Source organism: Micromonospora sp. NPDC047467 (assembly GCF_040643095.1).
Lineage (GTDB): Bacteria > Actinomycetota > Actinomycetes > Mycobacteriales > Micromonosporaceae > Micromonospora.
Genome location: NZ_JBEYTO010000010.1, coordinates 231,969 through 256,889, shown reverse-complemented (window position 1 = coordinate 256,889; position 24,921 = coordinate 231,969). Strand labels below are relative to the sequence as shown.

The following is a 24,921-nucleotide window of genomic DNA, read 5'->3' as shown; positions in this document are numbered from 1 at the left end:
CCCGAACCCGCGGATTAAAGAGCGTCGAGGTCCGCCCGGTAGAGCCATGCATCGGCGGGTAATCGTGGCTCTTCAGGAGGTCGTTGCCGTCACGATCCACTCGTCCATGACACCGCTGTGCAGCGTGTGGACGACGAAGTCCGCCGCGTTCCGCGCCGCCGTCGGCTGCATGTCGTTCGTCTTGTCGTAGCCGTGGTCAGCGATCGCCTTCACCACGATCCAGTCGACCTTCTCCGGCGCCGCGGCCGCGTAGACACCGGCGCCCTCCATCTCGCCCGCGATGGCCTCCGGGTCAATCTTCAGCAATTCCCGGTGCAGTTGGCGGGAGTTGACCAGCACGCTCGACGACAGGATCGTGCCGAAGTGCACCGCGCATCCCGTCCAGGTGGACTCGCTGGCCTGGAAGCGCTGGTACAGGGCCTCCGAAGACGAGACGAAGTCGCCCCGTAGCCAGGTGGTCGGCGGCTGACCCGGTTCCGGCTCCGTCACCTTGCGGTGGTCGATCGCCCTCAGCTTCTGCGACACCACGATGTCGCCGATGCTCTGCTCGTCCGCACGGAGACCGAAACAGATACCGGAGAGGATCAAATAGTCCGGCGCCAACCGCTGGATCAACGCCGCGGCGGTGATCGCCGCACCGCCGGGATCGACCGCACCCGGTCTGCTCTGAGCGAGTACGACCTGGGCTCGGGACACCACGCCGAGATCGAACACCACCTGGGTGTTGAGGGCCCGCTGTTGCGGCTCACGGCCGTTGACTGCCTTCACGGCCGCGAGAAACGCGTCGCGTTCGGATCTCGTGGCCACGAGGATCAACACCACCGACTGACGTTCATTGATCATTCTTCCCAACTCCCTTGCGATCGAAGACCGACGGCGGGTGTAGCGGTACAGGGCGACAGCGAGCACGACGACCCCGACGGCTGACATGACGCTGGCCAGCCACCCGACGGCAACCGACTGGGCAGTCGCCGGCGTGATCGACGGCGGGTCGTTGAACAGCAGCCGCTGCGCCAACCAGCGCGCCGCGCTGCCGTAGCTCGCCGGCCTTCCGGCACAATCCGACGGGCCGCACTCCTCTTGTTCCCACCCGGCGACCAGCACCGCCTCGCCGAGAACCACGACGGCGACGGCGACCAGGTACAGAAGCGCGACGGTGCCGGTGTCGAAGAGACGCAGCGGCGGACGATCGGGCTGACGCAGTGGCCGCTTGAACACGGCCTCGGGATCCGCGCCGTCGTCGACGCGCCCGGAGGACCAGGCGGCGACCCTCCGGCGCATCCAGTCGTTGGTGATTCCCTGGGTCGGGCACACCAAGGTCTCCGTGACGTTGATGACCGGTGCCTGAGCGCCCAACTCGCGCAGACACTGCTTCGCCTGTCCGGTGATCAGGCGGCTCAGCCGTGCGGTGACGTGGCTCAGCAGCTGCCCGCTGGCGCCCTGATCGACGTGATGACACAGAGTCACCGACCACCGGGTGCCGGGCAGGTTTCGCGCGGCCACCGCACTGGCCCGGGGGCTGGGGTTACCGACGGCGCCGAGCACCGACCGCGCGGCGTACAGGACCATGGCGGTCATCAGCAGGGCGACGTAGCCCACCGCAACCAGCGCCAGCGCCAGGCCCGCCACGAGCACGAAGGTGTGCCCGAACAGGTCGGCAATGAGTGCGACGACCACCGCACCGAGCAGGCACACCACCGGCGGCATCGTGAGCAGCACCGCGTCCCAGTGCTGGACCAAGCCTCGGGCCAGCCGTACCCGGCCGGCGAGGTGCCCGACCGCTCGGTCCGCGGGGGGTTGCAGCAGGGCAAGCGAGTCCGGGGCGCGCCAGACCAGCAGCCGTTCGTGGCCGGCGACGTAGAGCAACATCGACAGCGGCGCTTTACTCCGGTACACGCCGAGCACACCGCGCGGGCGGACAAGATCCATCGCATCGCGGCCGAATTCGGCGGCGCGGATCGACCGGGCGGCGGCGCGGCACTCCCGGTACGACGGCGGGCTGCCGTGCCACTCCATCGCCGGCTGCCTGGTGGTCAACTCGAACACCCCGACTTTCCGGTGGGCTCGCCGTACTTGACCACCGTCAGCTCGATCCTGGTGCTCGCCGCGGGGCTACTGCCGGAAGGGGCGGACTGTCCCACGACGATCCAGTTGCGGTCCACCAACGGAAAGCGGCCCTGCCCGAGCCCGTCCTTGGGCAGGAGCAAATAGAAGCCGGCGGCCCGCAGCGCGTCCTGCGCCGTCTGCAGGTCGCGGCATACCACGTCGGGCACCTTGCCTTCGACGGCGTTGATCGTGGGTTGCGAGTCGGTGGGCTTGCTGACGTTCAACGTCAAGGCAGTGGTGGTGTCGGCGGGCGTACCGGCCTCGGGGTGTTGCGACACGATCACCCAGTTGTCTTTCTCGAGGATGGTGCGCCCCGCCCCGCTCGCGTCGACCACGTTGATGGTCAGCATGCCCCGCGCTCGAAGCCGCTCCTCCCCCTCCGCCAACCGCAGGCCGGTGACCTCCGGGATCATTGCGGTGCTGCCGGCGGTCGCGGACGGCGTCGCGGCAGCAGCTGTCGACGGCGGGGGCGTGACCGTCGGCAGCCCGGGGTCGGTCGGGGACGGTACGGTCATGGTGGCCGTCGCCTCGGCCGGGGACGCGTACGTCCCGTTCGCCGGATCGCCGCTGCACCCGACGAGGGCCAGCAGCGCGCAGGAGGCGATGAGAGCGAGTGGTGTGGCGTGGCCTTTCACGGGAACCTCCTCCATCCGGTCACCCAACGACGGCTGACCCGCTGTCGGGGGCGCAGACGCTGCCCGAGACGGATGACCGCCAGCACGAAGAAGAGCAACGTGAGTACGACAAGCATCGACATGTTGAACGCGTACTGCCCCGCCGTGTGCGACCAGATCGCGTCGGGGTAGGCGGTCGCCGGAGCAACGGCACGGAGGTCGGTGGAGGAGGCGGCTGCCGCGAGACCCCACCGGGTCGGCATCAGCACTCCCAGGACCTGTAGCAACCGGTCCCCCGACATGTCGCTGGTCACCCCGTTGAAGGCGATCTGGGCTATGGATGCTGCCGTCGTCCAGGCCACCGCCTGCTCCAGCTTCGTCACATGTACCGAGATCAGCAGGCCGAGGGACATCGCCGTGACGCTCAGCAGGGCGAGCGTGACGAACAACTCCCAGGCCGGAGGAAGGTGCAGTCCGTGGACCGGGCCCGGCCTCAGCCGGGTGAAGACCCAGGTCACGATGGCGGCCTGGGCGACCGCGAGGACCGCGTACACCGACCACTTGGCGAGCAACAGCGCGGCCGGTTTCATCCCCGTCCGGTACTCCCGCCGCACGATGGCGAACTCGGAGACGACATTGCTGTACGTGAGAGCCTGACCGCTCAGTACGGCCAGGGTGGTGAGCAGGCTCAACACTGCCGGGCCGGACTCTCGGGGTGCTCCGGATCCGGCCGGGCCGAGCCCGTCGGGCCCGGTCACGAGGGCGGCCAGAGCCGCGGTAACCGCCGCGATGACCAGTGGGCTCACCGCGACCGCCACGGCGCGGAGCCGGTCGAGCGGGGTGCGCTCCCCGCAGTTCTTGCGCTGACCGTGCGACAGGACCAGGGCGCACTGCCGGGCTGCCAGCACCGGAACCTGGCGGGCGGCGACGACGATGGCGCTGGGGCGGCGAACCCGGTTGGCGTGCTCGTCCGGTTCCCGCGCGGCGAGGTCGGCCTCCCGCGCGGCCTCCGCGACCTCCGGCCCGGCCTGGTAGGCAACGGCGAGCGCGGTGGTCACCTGCCCACCCGGCTCGTCGGGCTGTCTTCCGAGGGTCGCCATCAGGTCCGCAAAACTCGCCGCCCGCAACGTCTCGCACTCCCCGTTCGGCGGACCGAAGTAGACAGGACGGCCCCCGCTGGCGACGACGAGCGTGGCGTCGGCCAGGTTCAGGTGCTCGTTCGAGTGGGTGACGGTGATGACCGTCCGCTCGCCGGCGTGCGCGTACCGGCGTAGCAGCTTCATCACCTCTCGGTCCATGTGGGAGTCCAGACCCGAGGTCGGTTCGTCGAGCATGAGCAGTGTCGGCTCCGACAGCAGTTCGAGTGCGATCGACACTCGTTTGCGCTGGCCGCCGGAGAGGTTGGCCACGAGGCTGTCCAGGTGTTTGGTGAGACCGAGCCAGGAACAGATCTCCTGGATGTGGCGCTCACGGTCCCCTCTGTGCCGGGGTCCAGTCGAGCGCAACCGGTCGGAGTACTGCAGCAGTCGCCTCACCGTCAGGGTGGCGTGCAGGCTGTCGTCCTGTGGGACAAAACCCAGCATCGACCGGACCTGCTCGGAGTGCCGGTTCAGGTCTAGGCCGTCGAAGTACAGCGATCCGCCGGCCTCCGTCGATAGCTCGCGGGTCAGCGCTCCGAACAGCGACGACTTCCCCGCCCCGGAGGGCCCCATAATGGCCACGACCGTCCCCGTTCGCTGCACGAACGACATCCGGGTCAGCCGGCCGGTAGCGTCACTGAGCCCGTGGACGATCAGGCCCGCAGGGCCGAGGCGGGTGACCAGCAGGTGTATAGCGTCCTCACTGACCCGGTACCGGAACCGATCGAAGTCGAACGAACTTCCTGGTCGCAGCGTCGCCGACCGCACGGCACGCCCGTCGACGTACAGCTCACGACCGTGTCCGAGGTGACGCAGGTGCAACACCTGTCCGGTCCGTTCGATCCGAAAGTGCCGCTCTCCCACGTCGTAGCCCTCCACGAGCACGTCCGACGGCGGCACCTTCGATCCGAACACGGTGGCCGGACCGAGCGTGATCACCTCACCGGTCCGGGACGGTGGTGACGGGTAGTCGACCTCGGCCGGTTCGTGCCCAGGCCCGTCATGCTCCGGCAACGCCCACTGGGGGATCTCCGGATCGAGCACGCCCATCACCTGGTTCACCCAGGCGCCGTCCGGATGCGACCGCACCAGGCGCCGCCGGTAGGCGGCTAGGCGCCGGTGGCTGTGTTCGTGGATGCGTCGCACCCGGGCGTAGGCCACCTCCCGCTGCACGGCCGCCTCGCGGCGGGCCAGGGCGAGCTTGACCTCCGCGTCGGTCACCTCCCGGTACGCGTCGCGGAACAGGGCAAGCATGCTCATCCGGCGCTTGTGCTGCTCGCGTTTCCGCCGGTCGGCGACAATCCGGGGGTCGGCGGCCTTCTCGCCGGCCCGGCGTCGACCGAGTTCCTCAGGCGTAAGCTCGTGGGCCAGCTCGGCGTTCTCGGTTTCGACCCGGCGCAGCAACGCCGTGTTGCCCCGCTTGCGCGCTTCCGCCCCGGCCATGGCCTGCCCCGCCCCGAACAGCAGCGCCTCCATGCGCAGGTACTCGTGGTCGAACGCGTCCTGTGCCCGGCGGATCAGCACCTCCCGGTGGGCGGTGGTGACCCGGTGCCCTCGGCTGCGGGGCCGGTGCGGGATGCCGGACCTGCCGTCCCGCCACCCCTGGTACCAGTCGGCGCCTCGGGCGAACGGCCCGTACCGGATGGGTTTCACCGGATGGTTCCGGATGGACAGGTCAGCTTCACGACGACCGACCGGTTCCTCGCCGCAGGCCCAGGCATCAGTACGCCCTTCCGGTCGAGATCGGGTTCGTGACCTTCCCACTCGATGCCAGCCCCCCTCGTGGTGATCCGGTCGGCCGCTACACCGAGTTCGACGAGGATTCGCTTCACCGCATCGGCACGCTTGAGGGAGAGCTGGCGCCTCCCCTCGTGAGTGCCATCAGTGGCGGTCGTCCCGATCAGTTCGATGCGCTGGTTACCACCAGCCATCGTCGGTGCCATCTTGGTCAGGGCGGACCGGGCCGCCGCCGAATCCACGAAATCCGCGCGGTTCGGCAGGAAGCCGACCTTTCCACTGTTGGACAGCACGGTCTGTCCGCACGGCTCAGGCGTCGGCTCGGGTGCCGGGGAAACCGGCGTCACCACCGGCAGTTGTCCCGACCGAGGGCGGTTCGCACCGGGGCCGGCCAAGACCGCGACGCACCGGGCTCCGGCCTCGGTGGCCACCGCCTTCCAGATAGCGTTCAAATTGTCGTACGTCCACTGGTCGAATGCCGGTTGGGGGGCGACCGTGTTGCCGATTCCGACCAACAACACGGCACGCCCCTTCAAGTCCGGCAACAGTTCGTGCTTTTCGAGGAACGTCGTCACGTCGGCGGGCTCAGCCGCGAGCAGCGCGCCGTCCCGGAAGTCCAACGGAGCGGTGGTCTGCAGTCCGGAGTCGACCAGCACCACAGTGCCGCCTTCCGCGGATACGGACCGCGCCGCCAGACTCAGAGCGGCAAGGACGTCGGCCTCCTGCTGCTCCGCCCGTACGTTGGCGAACTCCATATCGACGCTCTGCCTGAACCGCTTGAGCTGCGCTGCCCGACCGTCGTCGTTGCCCGCCGTGGACTCGAAGGTCGCGGAGAAGACCTGCACCGGGCTCCCATCCAGTCGAATAGCGGAGACGGGATATCCCCCGCCCAGACTCCGATCGATGAGTTTCGACACCTCGCCGGGCAGTCTCGGGTCGGAGGTGTTGGCTCGGGCACCGTAGGCGACCGCGACCGGCCCGGTGGTGAGCTCGCAGCCGTTCACCACGTCCGGCGCGACCTCCGAGTCGCTCGGCGCGGCGGCATGTTCGTCGTCGCTGCATCCGGCGACACCAGCCAGTACGAGACCGGCGACCAGCATCGAGGCGGCTCGCCGCAACCGGTTCGTCGAGGGGTAGCTCATCGTTCCTCCTCGTTATCGGCCTGCCGCGGCCGAGGGGGCTGGTAGGGGTTACGGTCAGGTTCGATGAACGCGTCGGTCAGGGCCGGATCCTTGGCGCGCTGGGCCATCACCAGCCGGGCGTGCTGCTTCAACTCCTCCGCCAGCGCCAGGCGCCGATCGCGCTCATGGCGGAGTACTTCCACGGCCTTCTGCTGGTACGACGCCTGCAGCTGCCGGTTCCCGTTGGCGACCTGCATCGCCAGGGCCGCCCGGGCCGCCCGGCGGGCGGCGAGCGCCTTAGCGATGCGTGCTCGCAGGTGAGCGCTGTGGGCCGGATTGTGCGTAAGGTACCCGCCGATCCCGGCGACAAGTCCGGTGGCGACGTACAACGCGAGGAACACGACGGCTGCCGGTCCCAGGTGGAACTCCGGTCCCGCCGTACCCGACACGAGGGGTTCGCCCTCCCGTTGGATCACACCCGCCAGGCTGTCCGACTGCTCTCCCAGGCGTACGTAACAGCCGGCGGCACCGAGGAGCAGCCAGCCGCACAGGCACAACCAGGGCAGCGCACGGTGGATCCACTTGACTCCGGCCCGCCGGTCGCGAAGGGTCGCCCCGGCGGCGTGGGCGAGGAAGAGCACGACGGCCGTGAAACCAGCCACGATCAACAGCACCATTCGCTCGGTGAGTTCCGGGAGCACCACTTTCACGACGCCATAGAACTGGCCGTAGTCGGCGGCAGCGGCAGCGACGAGCACCAGCAGATACATGAAGGCCCCGAGCGGTCGGCCGGCGAGCAGTGCCGCGTCGTCGTAGCCGTTGCCCTGCTGCCTGTCGCCCTCGAACCGCGGACGATCGGTACGTTGCACGGTCATCGCGCTCTCCCCTGGTAGCCACCGGCCAACTGCTCGTGGGCGAAGTCGTGAGCGAGGGTGAGATCCTCGTACCGCTGGTAGTAGTAGCGGGTGAGCCCGCCCTGCCACGCCACCACGGCGTCGGCGGCGGCGAGATGCCGCTCCACCCTGACCTGGTATTCGGCGTAGTGGACGGCCAACTCGGCGAGCCACCCGTCCGCCCGGGCGTTGATGAGGTTGTCCAAGGCGTACCCTGTGCCCTCGTCGACGGCGTCCGGGGCGAGCCGGTCGACGTAGCGGTCGATGTCCCGTCGGGCCGCCTCCGCGTCGACCGGCTGCGGCCGGAAGGGGCCTGGGGATCCGCCCTGAGCGAAACGGCCGAGTAGGCGACGAACCCCGCTCAGCACCCGCGACGGCGTTCCCCGCGTCATTCCTGCCATGAGGTCCTCACTCGTCTCCCGACCCCGTCCAGCCCGGAAGTTCCGGTCCGATGGGGCGTAGCTGGCTGTTGAGTTCGGGGCCGTCGTCGTGCGAACGCACCAACTGCTGCCAGTAGGTGGCCACCCGGCGCCCCGCGTGTTCCTCGAGCCGCCGCTTGCGGGCCTGGAAGGCCCGCTTCTGGTGCCCGAGGGTCTCGGTGATCTCGGCCTGCCGTCGCAGATGAACCTCCAGGTGGCCGCAGGCACGCTCGTGCGCGAGCTCGGCGGACGCCAGCCGCCGCGCGTGTTCGGCCAGCCGCCGCTGCCGCACCAGACTGTCCGGACGGTCCGTCTCGGCGGTACGGCGCTCCTTGAGGTCCTCATCAGCCGGAGCCTCGCGCGCCGAGCTGAGCTTGGCCGCGGCCTCGGCGGCCCTTCTCCGCCACTGCTCGATCGCCGGGGTCAGCGCTCGCAACTCCCGGGTGATTGGGTCCCGCGCGGCCAGGAAGACCACCTCCTCTTTGGCGATTTGTTCCTCGGCACGCCGGCGAAGGGTTTCGAGCCGAGGAGTGGTGACCAACCGTCGACTCTGGTCGAAGTCGGCTCCCGGTATGGTGCCGGCGAGGTTCGTTCCGTCTTCCTCGGCGGCAGCCTGCCGAGGCAGCGCGGGGACGCCGCGCTTCCCGTCACGCCACCCGTGGAACCAATCGGCCAGTGCCTGGTGCGGCAGATACCGCACCGGCCGTGCGGGTGCGGCAGTCCACTTGCGATACACGTATGCCCTTCTCACGTTTCTCCACCTGCCGTCTGTCTCTCTCGATGCCGGCCGCAGCGCTCCTGCGCGCTGGCGGCGGCGCCGGTGGGCTCCGTTCTGGCCGGGCCCACCGGCGCCGCCGGTTTCGGACATGCTTCGGTTGCTTCGGAACCAGCGTCGGCGGAACTTCTACCGAATCTCTACCGCGCGCTACCTGCACGCCTGGATACGGTTGTCCCAGTTGGTTCCCAGTGGGCAGATGCCGCCGGCTAGGGCGCCTCCGGTCGGTGCGGGCAGCAGTGCGGCGAGGGCGACGGCGGCAGTCACGAACCGTGCGGCGAGGCGACGATGAAGCGAGGAGCGCATGACGATTCCTTCCGGATGCGTGAGCGAAGCGAGGGACGGAGAACCGCGTTGCCGTCCGGCCGGACGGAGGGGCGGCCTACCCCCGCACGGAGCCGTGCACGTGATTGGCTCCCGAGCCACCAGAGTGGCGTCGGACGATGGCAACACAAGGACCGCAACGCCGGCCGGTCGTACGTCCACGGCCAGGCATTGGAGCCTTACTGTGTAAGTGACACTAAGTTGGAGCCGGATTTGTGTCAAGGGGACAGTAAGGTACTCTCGTCGCGTGGCTGATCGAGACCATCTCTGGCTCCGCCTCGCCGTCGACCTCGTGATCCTGACGGTGCGCGACGGCCAGTTGAAGTTGCTGGTGATCGAACGCGCGAACGACCCGTACCAAGGCCAGCTTGCCCTACCGGGCGGCTTCCTGCGGGCCGGGGAGGACCTGCGCGAGGCGGCCGAACGGGAGTTGCTCGAAGAGACCGGCCTCGACGGTAGAGACCTGCACCTGGAGCAGCTCGCCACCTACGGCGCTCCAGACCGTGACCCGCGCGGTCCGGTAGTGAGCGTCACCTATCTGGCCATCGCCCCCGATCTTCCGATTCCCACAGCCGGGTCGGACGCCTCCCGAGCATGGTGGGCACCGGTCAAGGAGGTACGCCACGGCCTAGCGTTCGACCATGACCAGATCGCGCGGGACGCGGTCGAGCGGGCCCGCACCCGTCTGGAGTTCACGACGCTGGCGACGGTCTTCTGCGGACCGACCTTCACCGTCGGGGACCTCCGCCACGTGTACGAAGTGGTGTGGGACGCCACTCTCGATCCTCGCAACTTCAGCCGCAAGGTGGCGCAGACACCGGGCTTCGTCGAACCGACCGGAGCGAGACGGATACCGCCGACGGGCCGACCGGCCGCCCTGTACCGGCGCGGGACCGCCGAGACCCTCCATCCACCGATCCTGCGGCCGTCGTCCGGCACGGACGGCTAGAGCGCCCGGCGTTCACCGGCCCGAGTCTGGCCGCCGGACGAGGCGGTCCTCGGCCGGCACGCCCATCGCCGCGTACCGATCGTCGACGCCGTCCCAGGCGGAGCGTGCGGCCTGCTCGTCACCCAGGCGGGTGAGCGTCTCGGCCAGGGTGACGAGTGCCTGCACCTCGAGGTAGCCGGCACCGCAAGCCGCGAAACACGCCGTCGCGTCCCGCAGCGCGGCAATCTGCTCGCCGGGCCGACTCAACGCGGCATGGAGCGCGGCCAGCGAGACGTGCACCCGCCCTTCGAGTACCGCGTCGGCCCCCTCGCGTGCCAGTTCGGCCGCGACGGCGAGACGCCTGCTGGCCTCCTCGTACGCGCCGGTGCGGCATGCCACGTCACCCAACCCGTGCATGGCGTACGCGTGACCGATCCCGGTCGCCTCGGGGTAGGCCTCGCGGACCGTCTCGAAGGCGAGTGCCGCACCGGCCAGGTCACCACGGGCGAGACAGGTCTGACCGACCCAGTACGTCGTCTGCGCGAGTAGGCGCGGCTGCCCGAGCGTCCGCGCCACCAGCACGCTCTTGTGGAGCACCGCCAGCGCCTCGTCGTGTTCACCGAGGTCAAGGTGCGTCTGGCCGATGAAGCGCAGGCTCTGCCAGGTACCCACCGTGTCCTGGCTCGCCTCGTAGCACGCCAGCGCCTGCCGGAACAGCGCGAGTGGTCGGGCCGAATGGCCTCCGCGCCGCAAGGCGTTTGCGAGGGTCCGTAACGCGATCGCTTGTCCGTGCCGATCCCCGCACTCGACCAACAGGTTCACCGAGCGTTCCAACTCCGGGAGGCCGGACACGCCTTCGCGTCGGCTCGCGACGAGCGCCGGTTGGCCCAGGCAGGCGAGAATCACGCCTTCACCGCGCGTGTCCCCCGCATCCTGGCACGCGCGCAGCGCGGCCTGGTGCGTGGCGTACCAGTCGCCAAAGTACCCGCGCACCGTATAGAACTCGTGCGCGGACACCGCGAGATCCCAACAGATTCCGGCGGCCTTCAGCTCCGCACAACGGTCCACGGCCGCCCGGATGTTCAGTCGCTCCTTCTCGAACCATCCGAGCGGGGCTCGCGTCACCTCGTCTAGCACCATCGGTGGCGCCACCCAGTCGGGCTCGTCGCTGTGCACCACCTCGAAGGCACCGCCGTACAGCGCCGCGTGGGCAGTCCGCGCGAGCGTCAACAGCGCCCGGAACACGCCGAGCACCTTGGCATTCCGATCGCGGACATCGGCGTACGCGCTGAGCGCCCGCCGATGGGCGTAGTCGCGGGTCAGGTCGTGGAAGCGGTACCGCACCTCGGACTCGACCAACTCGATCATGTTGCTCGCCGCGAGGCGGGACAGGGTCGCCGCCGGGTCGACCCCCGTACCGTCGAGTAGCACGGCCGCCGTCCACAGGCCGAAGCTCGGCAACTGCAGCAGGCCGAGCCCGAGGAAGAGTCGGCGCGCGTCCTCGTCAAGGCGGTCGAAGCCCGCGTCGATCGCGCGGACCACACTGTGCTCGCCGTACGCGAAGGCCTCCGGGCCCTGCCGCGCCAGCCGCTCGACCAACTCGGCGGTGGGCCGGGGATGGTCGTGCACCCGCAGCGCGCCGGCGATGCGCAGGGCTAGCGGCAGCCCACCGCACAAGCGCACCACCTGATCGACCGCCTCCGCTTCGCTGCTCAGGTCGATGCCGGAGCTGACGGCCACCCGCAGGAACAGCTCAGTGGCGGATTCGTGGTCCAGTGGCTCCAGTGGGGGCACGTGATGGGCGCCGGCGATCTCCGGGAGTCGCCGCCGCGAGGTCACCAGCACGGCGCAGCCCGGGTTGGCGGGGATCAGGTCTCTGATCTGGGCACCCGTCGCGGCGTCGTCGAGGACCACCAACACGCGTTGTTCGGCGAGCAGTGTGCGGTACATCGAGATCCGCTCCGCCTCGCTGTCGGGTACGGCGGGCACTCCGAAAGCACGCAGGAACTGCGCCAGCACCTCGCTGACGTCGAGTGGCTCGCCTACGGTGCCGCGCAGTTCGACGTACAGCTGCCCGTCGGGGTAACGGTTGCCGGCCAGGTGGGCGACCCGTCGGGCGAGCGCGGTCTTGCCGATCCCCCCGGGGCCGGAGATCACGATGATCGGCACCGTGCGCCCCGGTTCACGAGTGAGCAGCCTCGACGCCTCGGCGACGAGGTCACCTCGGTTGACGAAGTCGGGCGGGTCCGGCGGAAGCTGGCGCGGCACGGGCACCGCCGCCGATGGTGTCGCGGAGTGCCGCTTCCGGCCTATCGTCGCGGCGACCCCGAGCCGCTGGCCGATGGCTGACTCCACGGTGGCGACCACCGCCTCGTCACCGTTGGCGACGGCGTAGTAGAGCCTGCGCAGCGTCGGGTCGGGCGTGCCTCCGGTCTCGGCGGCGAGCGCGGCGGCGTGCCGCTCGTACGCCTCGACGGAATCGCTGCCGTGCCCGCACCGGTAGGCCACCAGCATCAGTTGTTCGCACAGCCTCCGGTCGGTCGGGGCGTACGTCGAGATTTGCAGGAGGTCGTCCAGAACGCCTTCGTGGTTTCCGCGGGCGATCTCCAGGTCGAATAGACGCACGGCCGCCCGCTTGCGTCGTCTTCCGAGGCCGTCGATCTCGCGGCGAAAGGCATCGGTCGGCACGTTGGACAGCGGATGCGGGCCGCGCCACAGGCGCAATGCCCTTCGGAGCACATCGACTTCCTCGTCCATCCGGCCGGTCATGCCCGCCTCGTCGGCAGCGCGCAACAGCCGCTGGAAGAGCAGCATGTCCAGATCCTCGTCGCGGGTCACCCGCAGTTCGTACCCGTGCCGGGCATGCGTCACGAGGTCATCGCGGCGTCCTACCTGGTCGAGCAAGGCGCGCAACACGCCGACGGACTTGTGTATTTGGGCTTCGCTGACGTCGGGACTGCCCCACGCCACCCTCAGTAGCTCGGTCTTCGACAACGGATGGTTGACGTTCAGCAGGAGAGCGGCAAGCACAATCAGGCTGTGGCCGCCTGGCAATTCGACGAGCCGATCGTCACGTCCGACCTCCAGTTGACCCAGCAAGCTATAGATCACTCGACCTCACCCCTCACGGATCGAGGATTCGTGCTCACGCACGGTATGAGGAGAGATCGACCACCGCCAACCACAGCGATGACTACACGGCATCTTCGGAAGCTAAACGGAAGCGCATCGGTAGTTACCCATGACCATATAGCTTTGCGTAGTCGTCGAACGGCCCCCCGTAACCGAAGCGACGAAAGGACGGCTCCACCACATGAATGCCTGACCCGCCCTAATGACGAAAATGAACGGCCCTCGGGCAGGCACGGCCACCCGCGCGGCACTCTCGACGTGGCCCCTGACAACGAGCACCGGTCGCTGCGCTCCATCTACGCCACCACGCCCAACAGGCGGGCATCCACTGTGACAGCGCTCGCATCCGCGCGTTCACCGACCCGCCGCCCGCCCGCCCGCGATCAGGAAGTCGACAATGACCGGGCACCCACGGGATGAGCGCGACGGTCGTCGCCAAATCCTCACCGCGACACCCCGGTCGAGCTATCCCGGCTCGGCCCACGGGCCGCAGCGTGGGCTCTTGCCCGGGATGCACTGCACGGAGCGCGGGATGCCGTCGACTACGAGCACCCCAGCACCAGCCCCACGGTGTTCCGACTGCCGTGCGCCACCACAGCGTTGTCGCATCATCCAACGTGAGACTTTATGTACTTTTGACAATAACTCGTCTATCCTCGATGCAGAGGTCGCCGGCATCGTCCCGGCCGGTGACATTTCCATCGGGCCAAACCCTCAACGCCGTTCCGGCCACGGATGCCGGCGTCAACCTTCAGAGGAGGGCCCACGTGCGATTCTTACGGACAATCCCAGCGAAGGTTATCGGCAACCACCGGCTCGACGCTTATATCACCTCGCTCGTGTCGGTGACACTCGGTCTACTGGGCCTGTTCAGCGTCGTCGACGCCGACGTCCTCGGCGCCGCAACCCTCGCCACTCTCGGCCTTGTCGCCATGCAGTCTTCGCACAACCGCTCTCAGGTGTCCACACTGGCTGCCGTCGCGTCGGAGTTGGTCGCCGAGACCCGGCAGCGCCTGCTGGACCGCCCGTCAGCCGACCTTCTGCTGTCGGTGGCGGCCCCCGGGACCGACCTCGGAGTGGCTCACGCCACCGACATCCGGATCGTGGGGGTCACCCTTGGCCGTACGCTACGCAGCAACGCCCTCGTCCTGCAGCGCCGGATCGAGCAGGGCGCGCTGGTCAGAATCGCGTTGGTGGAACCACACAGCGATGCAGTCCAAGAGGCGGCCCGCCGCGCCGGGATCCCGCACGCCCCGCAGATCTTCCAACACCGTCTCCAGCCGACGATCGACCTTCTCAGGCACCTTGCCGGCCAGTGCGGGCACACCGGACGTGTGGAGGTTCGTCTGCTGGGCTTCGTGCCCGCGTTCGGGCTCTTCCTAGTAGACCCAGACGAGCCGCACGGCCAGATGCAGGTCGACCTCTACTCGCACCGCCTCGCCGGTATCGAGCCGACACTCACCCTGCGGGCGGACCGGGATCCCCAGTCGTTCCGACACTTCGAGCAAGAGTTCGAGCGGATCTGGTCGGCGGGGCGCTCACTGCACGACCTCGGCGAGCATGTGAGGCAGGGCTGCACCGACACCCATTGACCCGACGCACACGAGACCCTCCGCTGGCCAGGCCGACCATTGGCGGCCAGCAACGGCGGGTCCGGTGCCACCGTCTGTAGGACCTCCAGCAGTAGGCCGTCTGGGCCGGCGGCCTGAATACGACGTGCCCCAGCCGAGGTCAAACCTCCTTGCCGCCGTTGCCCGGCCAGGCCGATCAGGGTTTCACGGGGCCGTGGCCTGCAACTGCCGTACGTGTCCATTTGATCTTCAAGTCTGACCGCTGGCATAGCACCACGTCCCATCGACACCGCCCCGACCCAACGGCGCCCGCGCACCCACCGAGCCACCAGCCACCACCGGCGTACGCGAAAAAGGCCCCGGCCCGGTGTGAACCACCAGGTCAAGGCCTTGATCGTTGGTGCGCCGCCAGGGACTCGAACCCCGAACCCGCGGATTAAGAGTCCGCTGCTCTGCCAGTTGAGCTAGCGGCGCTCGTTCGGCAACGGAGAGAACATTAGCACCCCGCTGAACCGCGCTCCAATCCGGTTACCAGGGTCCCCCCTTCGGTCGAGCTTACCGGTCAAAAGCCCCTAAATCCTCCAGCGCGATTGAGACGGGTGCGTGGGTGGGGGCGTTGATACGGCACGATGTCCGCCAGGTACGCGAGAACAGAGGTGGGGATGGCACGGTTCACGCGAGCCGGGGCGGTGGTGGGCGCTCTGACCCTGGCTGCGTCGCTGGCACTGACCGGGTGCGGCGGCGAGCAGAAGAAGCCGGAATTCGTTGGTGGGATCGAGGCGAGTGCCCCGGCGAGCGCCGGCGCCGATCCCGGTACGGCGGAGCCCTCGACGCCGGCGGCGCCGAGCGGGCCGGCGCTGACGTTGAGTCCGGCCGACGGCACGAAGAACAAGCCCGTGAGCACGGAGATCAGCGCCAAGCTCCCGGACGGCGGGAAGGTGTCCTCGGTGACCCTGGCCGCCGCGGACGGCAAGGCGGTGGAGGGCAAGCTGCGCACGGACGGCTCGGCCTGGGTGCCGAACGCTCCGCTGAAGTACGGCACGAGCTACACCGCCACGGTGACGGCGAGCGGGTCTGACGGCACGACCAGCCAGGGCACCAGCAACTTCACCACGATGGCCAAGCCGAAGTCGACCATCGGTTCGGGCCTGTACCTCTTCGACGACAAGAGCTACGGGGTGGCCATGCCGGTGGTCGCCGAGTTCCACCCGGGCATCCCGAAAAAGGACCGGGCGGCGGTGCAGAAGCGGATGTTCGTCAAGACCGACCCGCCGCAGCCGGGGGCGTGGCACTGGGTCGACAACGGCACGCAGGCGTACTACCGCGCGCCGGAGTACTGGAAGCCGGGCACCACCATCACCGTGCGGATCGCGCTGGCCGGTGTGCCGCTGAGCAACGGCAGGTACGGCGACATCGACCGCAAGGCCACCGCCAAGATCGGCCGGTCGCTGGAGATGAAGGTCGACAACGCCACCAAGAAGATGACGGTGTACGAGGACGGCGCGGTGGTCCGCACCATCCCGGTGAGCCTGGGCAAGAAGAGCACCCCGTCGTCGAGCGGCACGATGGTGGTGATGGAGAAGAAGGAGGCCACGGTCTTCGACACCCGCAACGACCCGAACCCGGCGAACCGATACGTCACCGATATCGAATTCGCCCAGCGGATCACCTGGGGTGGCGAGTACATCCACGCCGCGCCCTGGTCGGAGCACGTGCAGGGGCGGCAAAACGTCTCGCACGGATGCGTGAACGTGTCGATGGCTAACGCCCGCTGGTTGTTCGAGAAGACGCGGGTCGGTGACCCGATCACGATCAAGGGCACCGAGCGCAAGCTGGCCGCCGGCAACGGCTGGACGGCGTGGAGCCAGGGCTGGTCGGACTTCGTCAAGGGCAGCGCGCTGCCGGTGCCCGAGGGTGGGTTCGGCCCGGCCCTCTGAGCGATCCGAAGGTGCGCGCCGGCCCCCGCCCGAGGCGGGGGTCGGCGCGTACCCTTGCGGTGCTCGTGGCGCGACGGCGCCGGCGGCGGCCCTCCGTCCCGACACGGAGGCGAGTCAGGCTCACGAATCGCCGATAATAGCAAGATTCCGACATCATCATCGGCGTGTTCCGGTTCACCCTCTGCAACCGGGGCCAGGTCTGACGCGTCAGTAGGAGACGATGGGGCAAGGACCACGACTGTGAGGGAATCATGCGAGCTAGCCAGCACCAGCTGATCCGGCCCGGTGGGCGACGCCGCGTGTTCGCGGCGGGGCTTCTCGCCGCGGCGCTGGCCTTGACCTCCGCCTGCACGGACGGTGGCGGCGGCGGCAAACCGTCGTCCTGGCAGGGCGGCGGCGAGAGCACGGCGCCGAAGGCTGCGGCGACGATCAGCGAGCCAGCGACCGACGCGAAGGACGTGCCGGCGTCCACCGGCATCGCCTTCACCACGAAGGACGCCGTGGAGACCGCCGTCGAGTTGAAGGACGCGGCCGGCAAGGCGGTCGAGGGCTCCCTGTCCTCGGACGGCAAGACCTGGCTGCCGGCCGGCGCCCTGGCGTACGGCACGAGCTACACGGCCACGGTGACGGCCACCGGCGACGACGGCCGTCCGGCCACTGCGACAAGCACCTTCACGACGATGGCCAAGCCGAACAACCAGATTCGGGTGAGCAGCTTCCTCGGCGACAACCAGGTCGTCGGTGTCGGGATGCCGCTGATCGTGAAGTTCAGCCGGGGCGTTCCGGAGGACTACCGCGACGACGTGCAGCGCCGGATGACGGTGACCTCGACGCCGGCCCAGGAGGGCATCTGGCACTGGGTCAGCCCCACCGAGATCCGGTACCGGCCGAAGGAGTTCTGGAAGGCCGACAGCAAGGTCTCCTACCGGGTGCAGGCCGGTGGCCTGCCGATGGGTGACGGTTGGTACGGCCGCGCCGACCTCAGCGTGGACATCAAGATCGGCGCGTCGGTGATCATGACGGTCGACAACAAGACCAAGCGGATGACGGTGACCCGCAACGGCTCGGCGATCAAGACCATCCCGGTGAGCCTGGGCAAGAAGAGCACCCCCTCGTCCAGCGGCACGATGATCGTGATCGAGAAGCTGCGCAAGACGGTCTTCGACACGTTCGAGGAGTTGGGCCCGGAGGACGGCTACCGCACGAAGATCGACTTCGCGCAGCGCCTCACCTGGGGTGGCGAGTTCATCCACGCGGCCCCCTGGTCCGAGGGCCAGCAGGGCAGCGTCAACGTGTCGCACGGCTGCGTGAACGTGTCGATGGCCAACGGCGAGTGGCTGTTCAAGAAGACCCAGGTCGGCGATCCGATCACGGTCAAGGGCACCGAGCGCAAGCTCCAGAACGGCAACGGCTGGACGGACTGGAACATGAGCTGGGACGAGTACGTCAAGGGCAGCGCCCTGCCGTACGAGCCGCCGGCCGACCCGGATGCCACCGCGACCCCGGATGGTGCCGGCACCCCGTCGCCCACGCCCTGAGCGACCGAGACGACGAGAGCCCCCTCCACGGAGGGGGCTCTCGTGTGATGAAGGCACTACATCGACAACGACTCAGGCCCCCTCGTGAGAGGGGGCCTGAGTCGTTGAGCTAGCTGGGTGACTGATGGGAATTGAACCCACGACAACCGGGACCACAACCCGGTGCTCTGCCAACTGAGCTACAGCCACCATGCCGCCGCCACCCGGTCGATCGCCCCGGGCGGGGTGCGGACCAATAATAGCCACACCTCCACCAACCGCGTCCACTGGGTTGCCCGCTCCCCCGGGAGACGGTACGGGTCAGAGGTCGGCGGCGATCGCCTTGGCGGTGTCGACGTCGGGGCCGGGCAGCGGCACGAAGAGGGTGCGCCGGTAGTACTCCAACTCCCGGATGCTCTCCCGGACGTCGGCGAGCGCCCGGTGCGCCAGGCCCTTCTGCGGCTGGCCGAAGTACACCCGGGGGTACCAGCGGCGGCACAGTTCCTTGATCGACGAAACGTCGATCATGCGGTAGTGCAGGTGCGCGTCGAGGCGGGGCATGTCCCGGGCGATGAAGCCGCGGTCGGTGGCGATCGAGTTGCCGCACAGCGGCGCGGTACGCGGGTCCTTGACGAAGCTGGTGACGTACTCCAGCACCCGGTCCTCGGCCTCGGCGAGGGTCACCACCGAGCGGCGGACCTCCTCGGTGAGGCCGGACTTGGCGTGCATCGTCTGGACGATCTCCGGCATCGCCTCCAACGCGGCCTCGTCGGCGTGGATCACCACGTCGACACCGTCACCCAGCACGTTGAGGTCGGGATCGGTGACAAGTGCCGCAACCTCGATCAGTTTGTCCCTGCCGAGGTCCAACCCGGTCATCTCACAGTCGATCCAGACGAGGAGTTCAGCCACCGGGACAGCCTACGCGCAGCCCACACCCCGCGGCTGCGCGCTCTCGGCCGGGCGGACCGCTAGGGTTTCGGGGTGCCAGCCGATCCTGTAGCACCACCCGCCGTCACCGAGGACGACCCCGGCGGCCGCGCGGTGCGTCGGCTGGTCGCGGTGGTGGGGCTGGCGGCCGTGCTGCCGGCGCTCTACCTGCCCGGCCTGGTGCACAACTTCTTCGACCTGAAGATCTACATGTCCGCGATGGACTGGTGGACGGCGGGTCACCCGCTCTACGACTACGTCCAGCCGGATCGGGTGCAGGGCGAGCTGTACTTCACGTACCCACCGTTCAGCGCGCTGCTGCTCTGGCCGTTCGGTCTGCTGAGGCTCGGCGTCACCGTGACGATCTTCACGGTGCTCACGGTGCTGGCCGTGGTGGTGACCACCCGCTGGCTGGTCATGCCGGTGATCGCCCGGCACGACCTGCCACGGACGTTCACCCTGGTCGTCGCCGTGCTGCTGGTGCTGGCGGTGGAGAGCACCCGCGAGACGATCACCTTCGGGCAGATCAACATGCTGCTGGTCGTGCTGATCCTGGCCGACCTGCTGTTCGCCGTGCCGCAGGCCCGGCGCTGGGCCGGGGTCGGCGTGGGGCTGGCGACGGCGCTCAAGCTCTTCCCCGGCATCTTCATCGTGTACCTGCTCGCCACCCGGAAGTGGCGGGCGGCTGCCGTGGCGAGCGCCACCGCGGCGGCGGCGACCCTGCTGGCGGCGGCCATCGCGCCGGTGGACTCGTGGCGGTTCTGGACGCAGGAGCTGTGGGACAACGACCGGGTGGGTCGCACCGACTACGTCGGCAACCAGTCGCTCTTCGGCCTGCTCAGCCGGTTCACCGCGCCGGAGAAACCGGATCGGCTGCTCTGGCTGCTGGTGGTCGCCGCGATCGCCGCCTACGGGCTGTGGCGGGCCGCCCGCGCGGCTCGGGCCGGTGACCTGCTGACGGGCCTGACGATGACCGGCCTGGTTGGCGCCCTGGTCAGCCCGATCACGTGGACCCACCACATCTACTGGTTCCTGCCGGCGGTGGTGCTGCTCGCCGACGCGGCGTTGAGTGCCGACCGCCCGGACGAGGCACGCCGGCGCCGGTGGTTGGCCGCGCTCGCGCTGGGTACCACCGCCGTGATCGTCTACGGCGTGGTGACGTTCCAGAAGTGGGGCACGGACCCGGTCCGCACCCATGACCCGGTGGACTTCGTCACGCAGAACACGTACGTGCTGCTCAGCCTGCTGCTGCTGGTGGCCCTGCCGGTGCGCGCGGTCCGACCGACCCGCCCCGTGGAAAAGTCGCACCAAATGGACAGAACTCCCCACTAGCCACCATCGCCGCTAATCTGGTCTCACCTACCTCAAGCGTCGCTCAGGTAGCACCGATCCCCCGGTGAGGGTGGCCCTCCGCGTCGGCAGCGTGGAGGGCCGCTCGTTGTCAGTCCATCGGCACCGGCCGGGCAGGCGGCTCCACGGTGGCCGGCGGCCAGGCCAGACTCAACGTCACCTCCGGCGGGCGGGGCGACCGGGCGGGCGGATCCAGGTCGGCGAGGGTCGCCGGTCGGGCCGGTTCGGCGCCGATCGCGGACCGGGGTCGCTCGGCCGGGCCGGACCCGACCGGGGCGAGTTGCCGAACGGTCGGCAACGGCGGTGGGTCGACCGGCCCGGTGGCACCCAGGCCGCTCAACGAGCTGACCCCGAGCCGGCCGGCGAGCACCGGCACCTGGTCGGGTTCGACCACGAAGACCACCTCACGCGGACGCAGTGGACGCAGCAGGAGCAGCACCGCGAACACCACCAGCAGCACCCCCGCCGCCAGCAGACCCCAGGTGGTCGGCCCGACCCACCCCGCCCGCAGTTCGGCGCGCAGGTCAAGGGTCAGGTCGGCGCCACCGTCCGGGCGCATCACCACCAGACTCATCGGCTCGCCGGCCAGGTCGTCGGCGCTCCACTGGAGCGAGCCGATGCCCTCGCGTACCCAGAAGGGGCGGCCCAGCGGTGCGACCACCGGCGGGTCCGTCGCGGTGGCAGCCGGACCAGCGGGGTCCGTGCGGACCGGGAGCGGCCCCCGGGCCAACGCCACCCGGCGGACCGAGGCGTACGGCACCGGCTCCAACCACCGGCGCACCTCGGCGGTGGGCGCCAGCCCCACGAAGGCCGGGCCGTCCGGTGTACGGGCGTCGAGCTGAAGCTGGGTCTGCGCGCCCCGCACGAACGGCGCCTCCTGCCGCAGCAGCCGTTCCAGGTCGGTGACCACGACGGCGTGCCCAGGCGTACGGACCGTCTCGAACCGGGCGGCGAAGGCCCCGCCGGGGTCGGCGTGCCGGGTCACCAGCCAGAGCCCGCCACCGACGAACAGCGTCGGAATCCCGATGACCAACAGCAGCACTCCGGCGATCGCCCGCACGAAACGCATTCGCACCTTCCCCCTCCGTAGCCAGATACCCGGCCGACCTTACCGACGTACGGCCTCTGTTCAGGGGATATCCACGGCACGGCCGGTTCCGGTCCGGCAGGAAGCGCGCTGGCCCGCCGGAAACGAACTCCGGCGGGCCAGCGGATGAGCGGCGGGTCAGGACTTGGCGGCCGGCTCCCGGCGGGTCCGGGCGAACGCCAGGCCGCCCAGCACCAGGCCGGCCAGGCCGGCGACGAGCCCGGCCACGCCGAGGCCGACCGCGAGCCCGTTGCCGTCTTCGTCGTCATCGTCGTCGGGCAACGCGACGGCGGGAGCGGTCGGTGCGGCCGAACCTGCCGGCGCCGAGGCGGCGGTCAGCGTGAGCACCGGCGCCGGGTGGTCGGGCTCCTCGCCGCCCGCCACTGGCTCGTCGATCCAGCGCGAGATGTTGCCGTCCGAGTACGTCTGCAAGGTCTTGAAGACCATCGACTCGACCTGCGGCAGTGGCCCCATCGAGACTCCGAACTCCTGGAACTGACCCGGCTTGATCCCCGCGTCGCCGGTGGCCGTCCAGGTCAGCTTGGACACCGCCTCGGTGATCGGGCTGCCGTGCACCTCGATCGGCGGGTCCACCTTGCGCTTCTCCACTGCCACCGTCCAGCCCGGCACCGGCATGGTCGACACCGAGCCGACCGGCGCGTTCTCCGGAAGTACGACCTCCAGCTTGGTCGTCGACGCGGTGTCGCTCTCGTTGGGCACCCGGAACGCCACCCGGGCGTAGCCGCCCTGGGTCGCCTCCTTCGGGTTGACCGTGACGTGGGCGGACGCCGGTCCGGCGAAGCCGAGCACGGCGGTGGCGACGGCGGCGAACGCCAGAGCGGTAGCGGCGGATGCGGTACGCCGGAGACGGGTCATGGGCTTGGTGGACCTCTCTAACGGATGGGCACGGTGGCGGTCACCGTGGCCTGGTCGATGTCGGACGTGCGGACGGTGATCTTCAGTTGCCACTCGCCGGCGGCCGGCATGCTGATGTCGCCGTAGGAGTGGTTGTCCGTCAGCGGCAGCAGCGGGACCTCGATCGGCTCGATCCCGGCCGAGGGCAGCGCGGCGGTCGCCCGCCACTCCTCGACCTTCTGCGGCTGGTTGTCCTTGGTGTAGGCGTACAGGTGCATCGAGTTGTTGCCCCGCTCGGCCGGGTCCAGCTCGACCTGGAGGGTGAACAGCGAGCTGGACAGCGTGGCGGTGAAGAGCCCGGCCTGGGTGCCGGACGGCTCGGCCACGGCGGTCCGGGCGGGCGTGGTCTGCACCAGGGTCGCCGAGAGGCCCAGCACCACCACGGTGACGGCCAGCTCCACCAGGACCGCCCGGCGCACCGGCACCGGTCGCTGCGCCGCGGTGCGCCGGCGCACCAACTGCCGGGAGTACGCGGCCACGGCGATCACCACGGCGAACAGCCCGATCTTGGCGAGCAGCAGCCACCCGTACGTGGTGGAGAACAGGGCATCCAGGTTGCCCACCTCGATCAGCGCCTGGACGACGCCGCCCAGCAGCAGGGCCGAGACGGCGAGGGCTGCCCAGCGCGACCAGATCGGCAGGATCGCGCCCAGCTCCCGCTCGTCGGCCTGGCGCAGCAGGAAGACGGCGAGCATCAGCAGGCCGCCCAGCCACACCGCCATGCTGCCCAGGTGCACCGCGTCGACCACCACGGAGACCGCCGGCGCCGGGGAGGCCGCCGCGTGCCCGGCCAGCGGCCAGGTCAGCAGCGCGGCACCGCCGAGGACCGCCAGGATGATCGCGTCGGCCCGGCCGACGGGCCCGGCCAGCAGCGGCCGCAGCAGGAACACCGACGCCGCCAGCAGCCCGAGCCGCACCAGGTGGGCGGCGCCGAAGGTACTGCCGAACACGCTGCCGAACCCCTCGCCGGTCACCTCGAACAGACCGCCACCGGCGGTGTAGGGCACCTGCAACCACAGGTCGGCGAGGGTGGCCACGGCGACCAGGCCGAGACCGGTCCAGGCCAGCCGGGCCGGCCCCCGCCGGGACAGCCGGCGCGGCCACAGCGCGGCGAGCACCAGCACCGGCCCGACCAGCAGCACCAGACCGGCGTAGCCGAGGAAACGGGCCACCTTCACGGCGGTGCCCACCACCGGGTCGGCGCGGCTGTCGGCCCCGGAGTCGACCGGCGCCGCCGACGGCGCGCCCACCGAGTAGGTGAAGGCGCCGGAGACCGGGTGGCTGTCGGCGGAGATCACCCGGAAACTCACCAGGTAGGTGCCGCGCTCACCGCTCGGATCCACCGGGATCGTCACCACCCCGCCGTCGAAGGACGGCTCACCCCGGTCGGCCCGGGAGCCGTCCGGCGCGATGACCCGGATCTTGCCGGGGACCTTGCGGACCGACTCGCTGAACGTGAGCACCACCTCGGCCGGCCCGCTCGGCACCACCGCCGAGGCGGCCGGGCTGGTGCGGGACAGCACCGCGTGGGCGCTGGCCGGGGTGGCTGGCGCGATCAACAGGGCGACGACGGTGACCAGGAGGCCGGCGGCGGCGGCCAGCCGGGCGATCCAGCGGCGGGGGGCGACAGTCATGCCGGCCATGGTCGCCGACGGACCGGGCTGTCGGCGACCCGAGTAGGGCAGGCGGCTCAATTGCGCTCAGCCGCCAGCGCCGCGCGGACGGCATCGCGTGTCATGCGGAGGTAGTCGGCACCCGGTGGGGAAAAGTTCCCGACGTGGCGCATACCATCACGGGCCGAAGGACCCTGACGGTACGCCCGGCGCCGCGTAACCTGGTTTTTCGTGATCCCCGTCCCGCGTGACTTCGGTGTCGATCCGGCCGGTGACCCCGCCCGGGACGAGGCCACCGAGTGGGCGCTGACCGCCCGCGACGGCGACCCGGCCGCCCAGGCCGCGTTCGTCCGCCTGACCCAGGCCGAGGTCTGGCGGTTCGCCGCCGCCCTGGTGAGCCCGGACACCGCCGACGACCTCACCCAGGAGACGTACCTGCGGGCGTTCCGGGCCCTACCGGCGTTCGAGGGTCGCTCCAGCGCCCGCACCTGGCTGCTCGGCATCGCCCGGCGGGCCTGCGCCGACCACCTCCGCACGGTGATCCGTCGCCGCCGCCTCGACGAGCGGCTGGCCGTCAACGCGCACACCGACCAACCGCATCCGGACCCGGCCGGGCAGTTCGGCGCCACCGACCTCGTGCGCCGGTTGAGCCCCGACCGACGCGCGGCGTTCGTCCTCACCCAACTGCACGGCCTGTCGTACGCCGAGGCCGCCGCCGTCGAAGGGGTGCCGGTGGGCACCATCCGCTCCCGGGTCGCCCGGGCCCGTGACGAGCTCATCCAGGCGGTCGGCGACGCCCTCACCGGCTGAGCC

Annotated in this window: 17 protein-coding genes, 2 tRNA genes and 1 pseudogene; 6 read left to right on the top strand and 14 right to left on the bottom strand. The window is 69.9% G+C overall.

From position 1 onward, the window contains the following. Positions 1–72: 72 nt before the first annotated feature. The 7 genes from ABZ780_RS26320 to ABZ780_RS26290 are packed head-to-tail and all read right to left on the bottom strand — an operon-like array spanning position 73 to position 8,780. Positions 73–2,037, bottom strand: a complete 1,965-nt coding sequence (locus ABZ780_RS26320; protein WP_357487810.1) for a 5'-methylthioadenosine/S-adenosylhomocysteine nucleosidase — start codon at positions 2,035–2,037, stop codon at positions 73–75. Further along, positions 2,034–2,756 (bottom strand): PASTA domain-containing protein, encoded by a 723-nt coding sequence (locus ABZ780_RS26315; RefSeq protein WP_357487809.1) that lies wholly within the window; start codon positions 2,754–2,756, stop codon positions 2,034–2,036. Before ABZ780_RS26315 ends, ABZ780_RS26320 begins: the two co-directional genes overlap by 4 nt. Further along, the gene (locus tag ABZ780_RS26310; RefSeq protein WP_357487808.1) at positions 2,738–5,512 is read right to left on the bottom strand and encodes an ATP-binding cassette domain-containing protein; all 2,775 of its coding nucleotides are present in this window, start codon (positions 5,510–5,512) and stop codon (positions 2,738–2,740) included. Before ABZ780_RS26310 ends, ABZ780_RS26315 begins: the two co-directional genes overlap by 19 nt. After that, positions 5,509–6,738 (bottom strand): OmpA family protein, encoded by a 1,230-nt coding sequence (locus tag ABZ780_RS26305; protein WP_357487807.1) that lies wholly within the window; start codon positions 6,736–6,738, stop codon positions 5,509–5,511. Before ABZ780_RS26305 ends, ABZ780_RS26310 begins: the two co-directional genes overlap by 4 nt. Next, a complete protein-coding gene (locus ABZ780_RS26300) occupies positions 6,735–7,592 on the bottom strand; it encodes a hypothetical protein (protein ID WP_357487806.1) in 858 nt (285 codons plus the stop codon). Before ABZ780_RS26300 ends, ABZ780_RS26305 begins: the two co-directional genes overlap by 4 nt. Beyond that, positions 7,589–8,011: a hypothetical protein gene (locus ABZ780_RS26295; RefSeq protein WP_357487805.1), complete on the bottom strand. Its 423-nt coding sequence runs from the start codon at positions 8,009–8,011 to the stop codon at positions 7,589–7,591. Before ABZ780_RS26295 ends, ABZ780_RS26300 begins: the two co-directional genes overlap by 4 nt. 7 nt (positions 8,012–8,018) lie before the next feature. Further along, a complete protein-coding gene (locus ABZ780_RS26290; RefSeq protein WP_357487804.1) occupies positions 8,019–8,780 on the bottom strand; it encodes a hypothetical protein in 762 nt (253 codons plus the stop codon). A 595-nt stretch (positions 8,781–9,375) separates the two neighbouring features. Between ABZ780_RS26290 and ABZ780_RS26285 the strand changes: the two genes are divergently transcribed. Beyond that, positions 9,376–10,077: an NUDIX domain-containing protein gene (locus ABZ780_RS26285; RefSeq protein ID WP_357487803.1), complete on the top strand. Its 702-nt coding sequence runs from the start codon at positions 9,376–9,378 to the stop codon at positions 10,075–10,077. A gap of 12 nt (positions 10,078–10,089) precedes the next feature. Here ABZ780_RS26285 and ABZ780_RS26280 read toward each other — a convergent pair whose 3' ends face one another. Next, complete coding sequence (locus ABZ780_RS26280; RefSeq protein WP_357487802.1) at positions 10,090–13,167, bottom strand: BTAD domain-containing putative transcriptional regulator; 3,078 nt, start codon at positions 13,165–13,167, stop codon at positions 10,090–10,092. An 860-nt stretch (positions 13,168–14,027) separates the two neighbouring features. On the opposite strand from ABZ780_RS26280, the gene ABZ780_RS26275 reads away from it, so the two are divergent. Beyond that, positions 14,028–14,780 (top strand): DUF5919 domain-containing protein, encoded by a 753-nt coding sequence (locus ABZ780_RS26275; protein WP_357487801.1) that lies wholly within the window; start codon positions 14,028–14,030, stop codon positions 14,778–14,780. Between the two features lie 377 nt (positions 14,781–15,157). Here ABZ780_RS26275 and ABZ780_RS26270 read toward each other — a convergent pair. Continuing rightward, positions 15,158–15,233 (bottom strand) — tRNA-Lys (locus ABZ780_RS26270). Positions 15,234–15,421: 188 nt separating this feature from the next. Between ABZ780_RS26270 and ABZ780_RS26265 the strand changes: the two genes are divergently transcribed. Further along, complete coding sequence (locus tag ABZ780_RS26265) at positions 15,422–16,696, top strand: Ig-like domain-containing protein (RefSeq protein WP_357487800.1); 1,275 nt, start codon at positions 15,422–15,424, stop codon at positions 16,694–16,696. Between the two features lie 251 nt (positions 16,697–16,947). Beyond that, a complete protein-coding gene (locus ABZ780_RS26260; RefSeq protein WP_357487799.1) occupies positions 16,948–18,234 on the top strand; it encodes an Ig-like domain-containing protein in 1,287 nt (428 codons plus the stop codon). Positions 18,235–18,350: 116 nt separating this feature from the next. On the opposite strand, the gene ABZ780_RS26255 is transcribed toward ABZ780_RS26260, so the two are convergent. Both ABZ780_RS26255 and orn read right to left on the bottom strand, forming a co-directional pair. Beyond that, positions 18,351–18,423 (bottom strand) — tRNA-His (locus tag ABZ780_RS26255). A gap of 111 nt (positions 18,424–18,534) precedes the next feature. Then, on the bottom strand, positions 18,535–19,125 hold the full coding sequence (gene orn, locus ABZ780_RS26250) for an oligoribonuclease (RefSeq protein ID WP_357487798.1): 591 nt from the start codon (positions 19,123–19,125) through the stop codon (positions 18,535–18,537). A 72-nt stretch (positions 19,126–19,197) separates the two neighbouring features. Between orn and ABZ780_RS26245 the strand changes: the two genes are divergently transcribed. Further along, on the top strand, positions 19,198–20,475 hold the full coding sequence (locus tag ABZ780_RS26245) for a glycosyltransferase 87 family protein (protein WP_357008296.1): 1,278 nt from the start codon (positions 19,198–19,200) through the stop codon (positions 20,473–20,475). Between the two features lie 259 nt (positions 20,476–20,734). Here the strand turns inward: ABZ780_RS26245 and ABZ780_RS26240 are convergent. The 3 genes and pseudogenes from ABZ780_RS26240 to ABZ780_RS26230 all read right to left on the bottom strand — a co-directional run. Further along, positions 20,735–21,037: pseudogene (locus ABZ780_RS26240) on the bottom strand (hypothetical protein); the annotation flags it as partial. A gap of 681 nt (positions 21,038–21,718) precedes the next feature. Beyond that, on the bottom strand, positions 21,719–22,456 hold the full coding sequence (locus ABZ780_RS26235; protein WP_357487797.1) for a YcnI family protein: 738 nt from the start codon (positions 22,454–22,456) through the stop codon (positions 21,719–21,721). A 17-nt stretch (positions 22,457–22,473) separates the two neighbouring features. Continuing rightward, on the bottom strand, positions 22,474–24,138 hold the full coding sequence (locus ABZ780_RS26230) for a copper resistance protein CopC (RefSeq protein WP_357487796.1): 1,665 nt from the start codon (positions 24,136–24,138) through the stop codon (positions 22,474–22,476). Positions 24,139–24,339: 201 nt separating this feature from the next. Here ABZ780_RS26230 and ABZ780_RS26225 point away from each other — a divergent pair, with 201 nt between their 5' ends. Further along, positions 24,340–24,918, top strand: a complete 579-nt coding sequence (locus ABZ780_RS26225; RefSeq protein WP_357008304.1) for a sigma-70 family RNA polymerase sigma factor — start codon at positions 24,340–24,342, stop codon at positions 24,916–24,918. The last annotated feature ends 3 nt before the right edge of the window (positions 24,919–24,921 follow it).

What these genes read in the sequence shown, in the direction of transcription:
- ABZ780_RS26230 (WP_357487796.1), bottom strand. Translation starts at nt 24,138, where the DNA reads ATGGCCGGCATGACTGTCGCCCCCCGCCGCTGGATCGCCCGGCTGGCC.
- ABZ780_RS26260 (WP_357487799.1), top strand. Translation starts at nt 16,948, where the DNA reads ATGCGAGCTAGCCAGCACCAGCTGATCCGGCCCGGTGGGCGACGCCGC.
- ABZ780_RS26265 (WP_357487800.1), top strand. Translation starts at nt 15,422, where the DNA reads ATGGCACGGTTCACGCGAGCCGGGGCGGTGGTGGGCGCTCTGACCCTG.
- ABZ780_RS26295 (WP_357487805.1), bottom strand. Translation starts at nt 8,011, where the DNA reads ATGGCAGGAATGACGCGGGGAACGCCGTCGCGGGTGCTGAGCGGGGTT.
- ABZ780_RS26315 (WP_357487809.1), bottom strand. Translation starts at nt 2,756, where the DNA reads ATGGAGGAGGTTCCCGTGAAAGGCCACGCCACACCACTCGCTCTCATC.
- ABZ780_RS26235 (WP_357487797.1), bottom strand. Translation starts at nt 22,456, where the DNA reads ATGACCCGTCTCCGGCGTACCGCATCCGCCGCTACCGCTCTGGCGTTC.
- ABZ780_RS26305 (WP_357487807.1), bottom strand. Translation starts at nt 6,738, where the DNA reads ATGAGCTACCCCTCGACGAACCGGTTGCGGCGAGCCGCCTCGATGCTG.
- ABZ780_RS26300 (WP_357487806.1), bottom strand. Translation starts at nt 7,592, where the DNA reads ATGACCGTGCAACGTACCGATCGTCCGCGGTTCGAGGGCGACAGGCAG.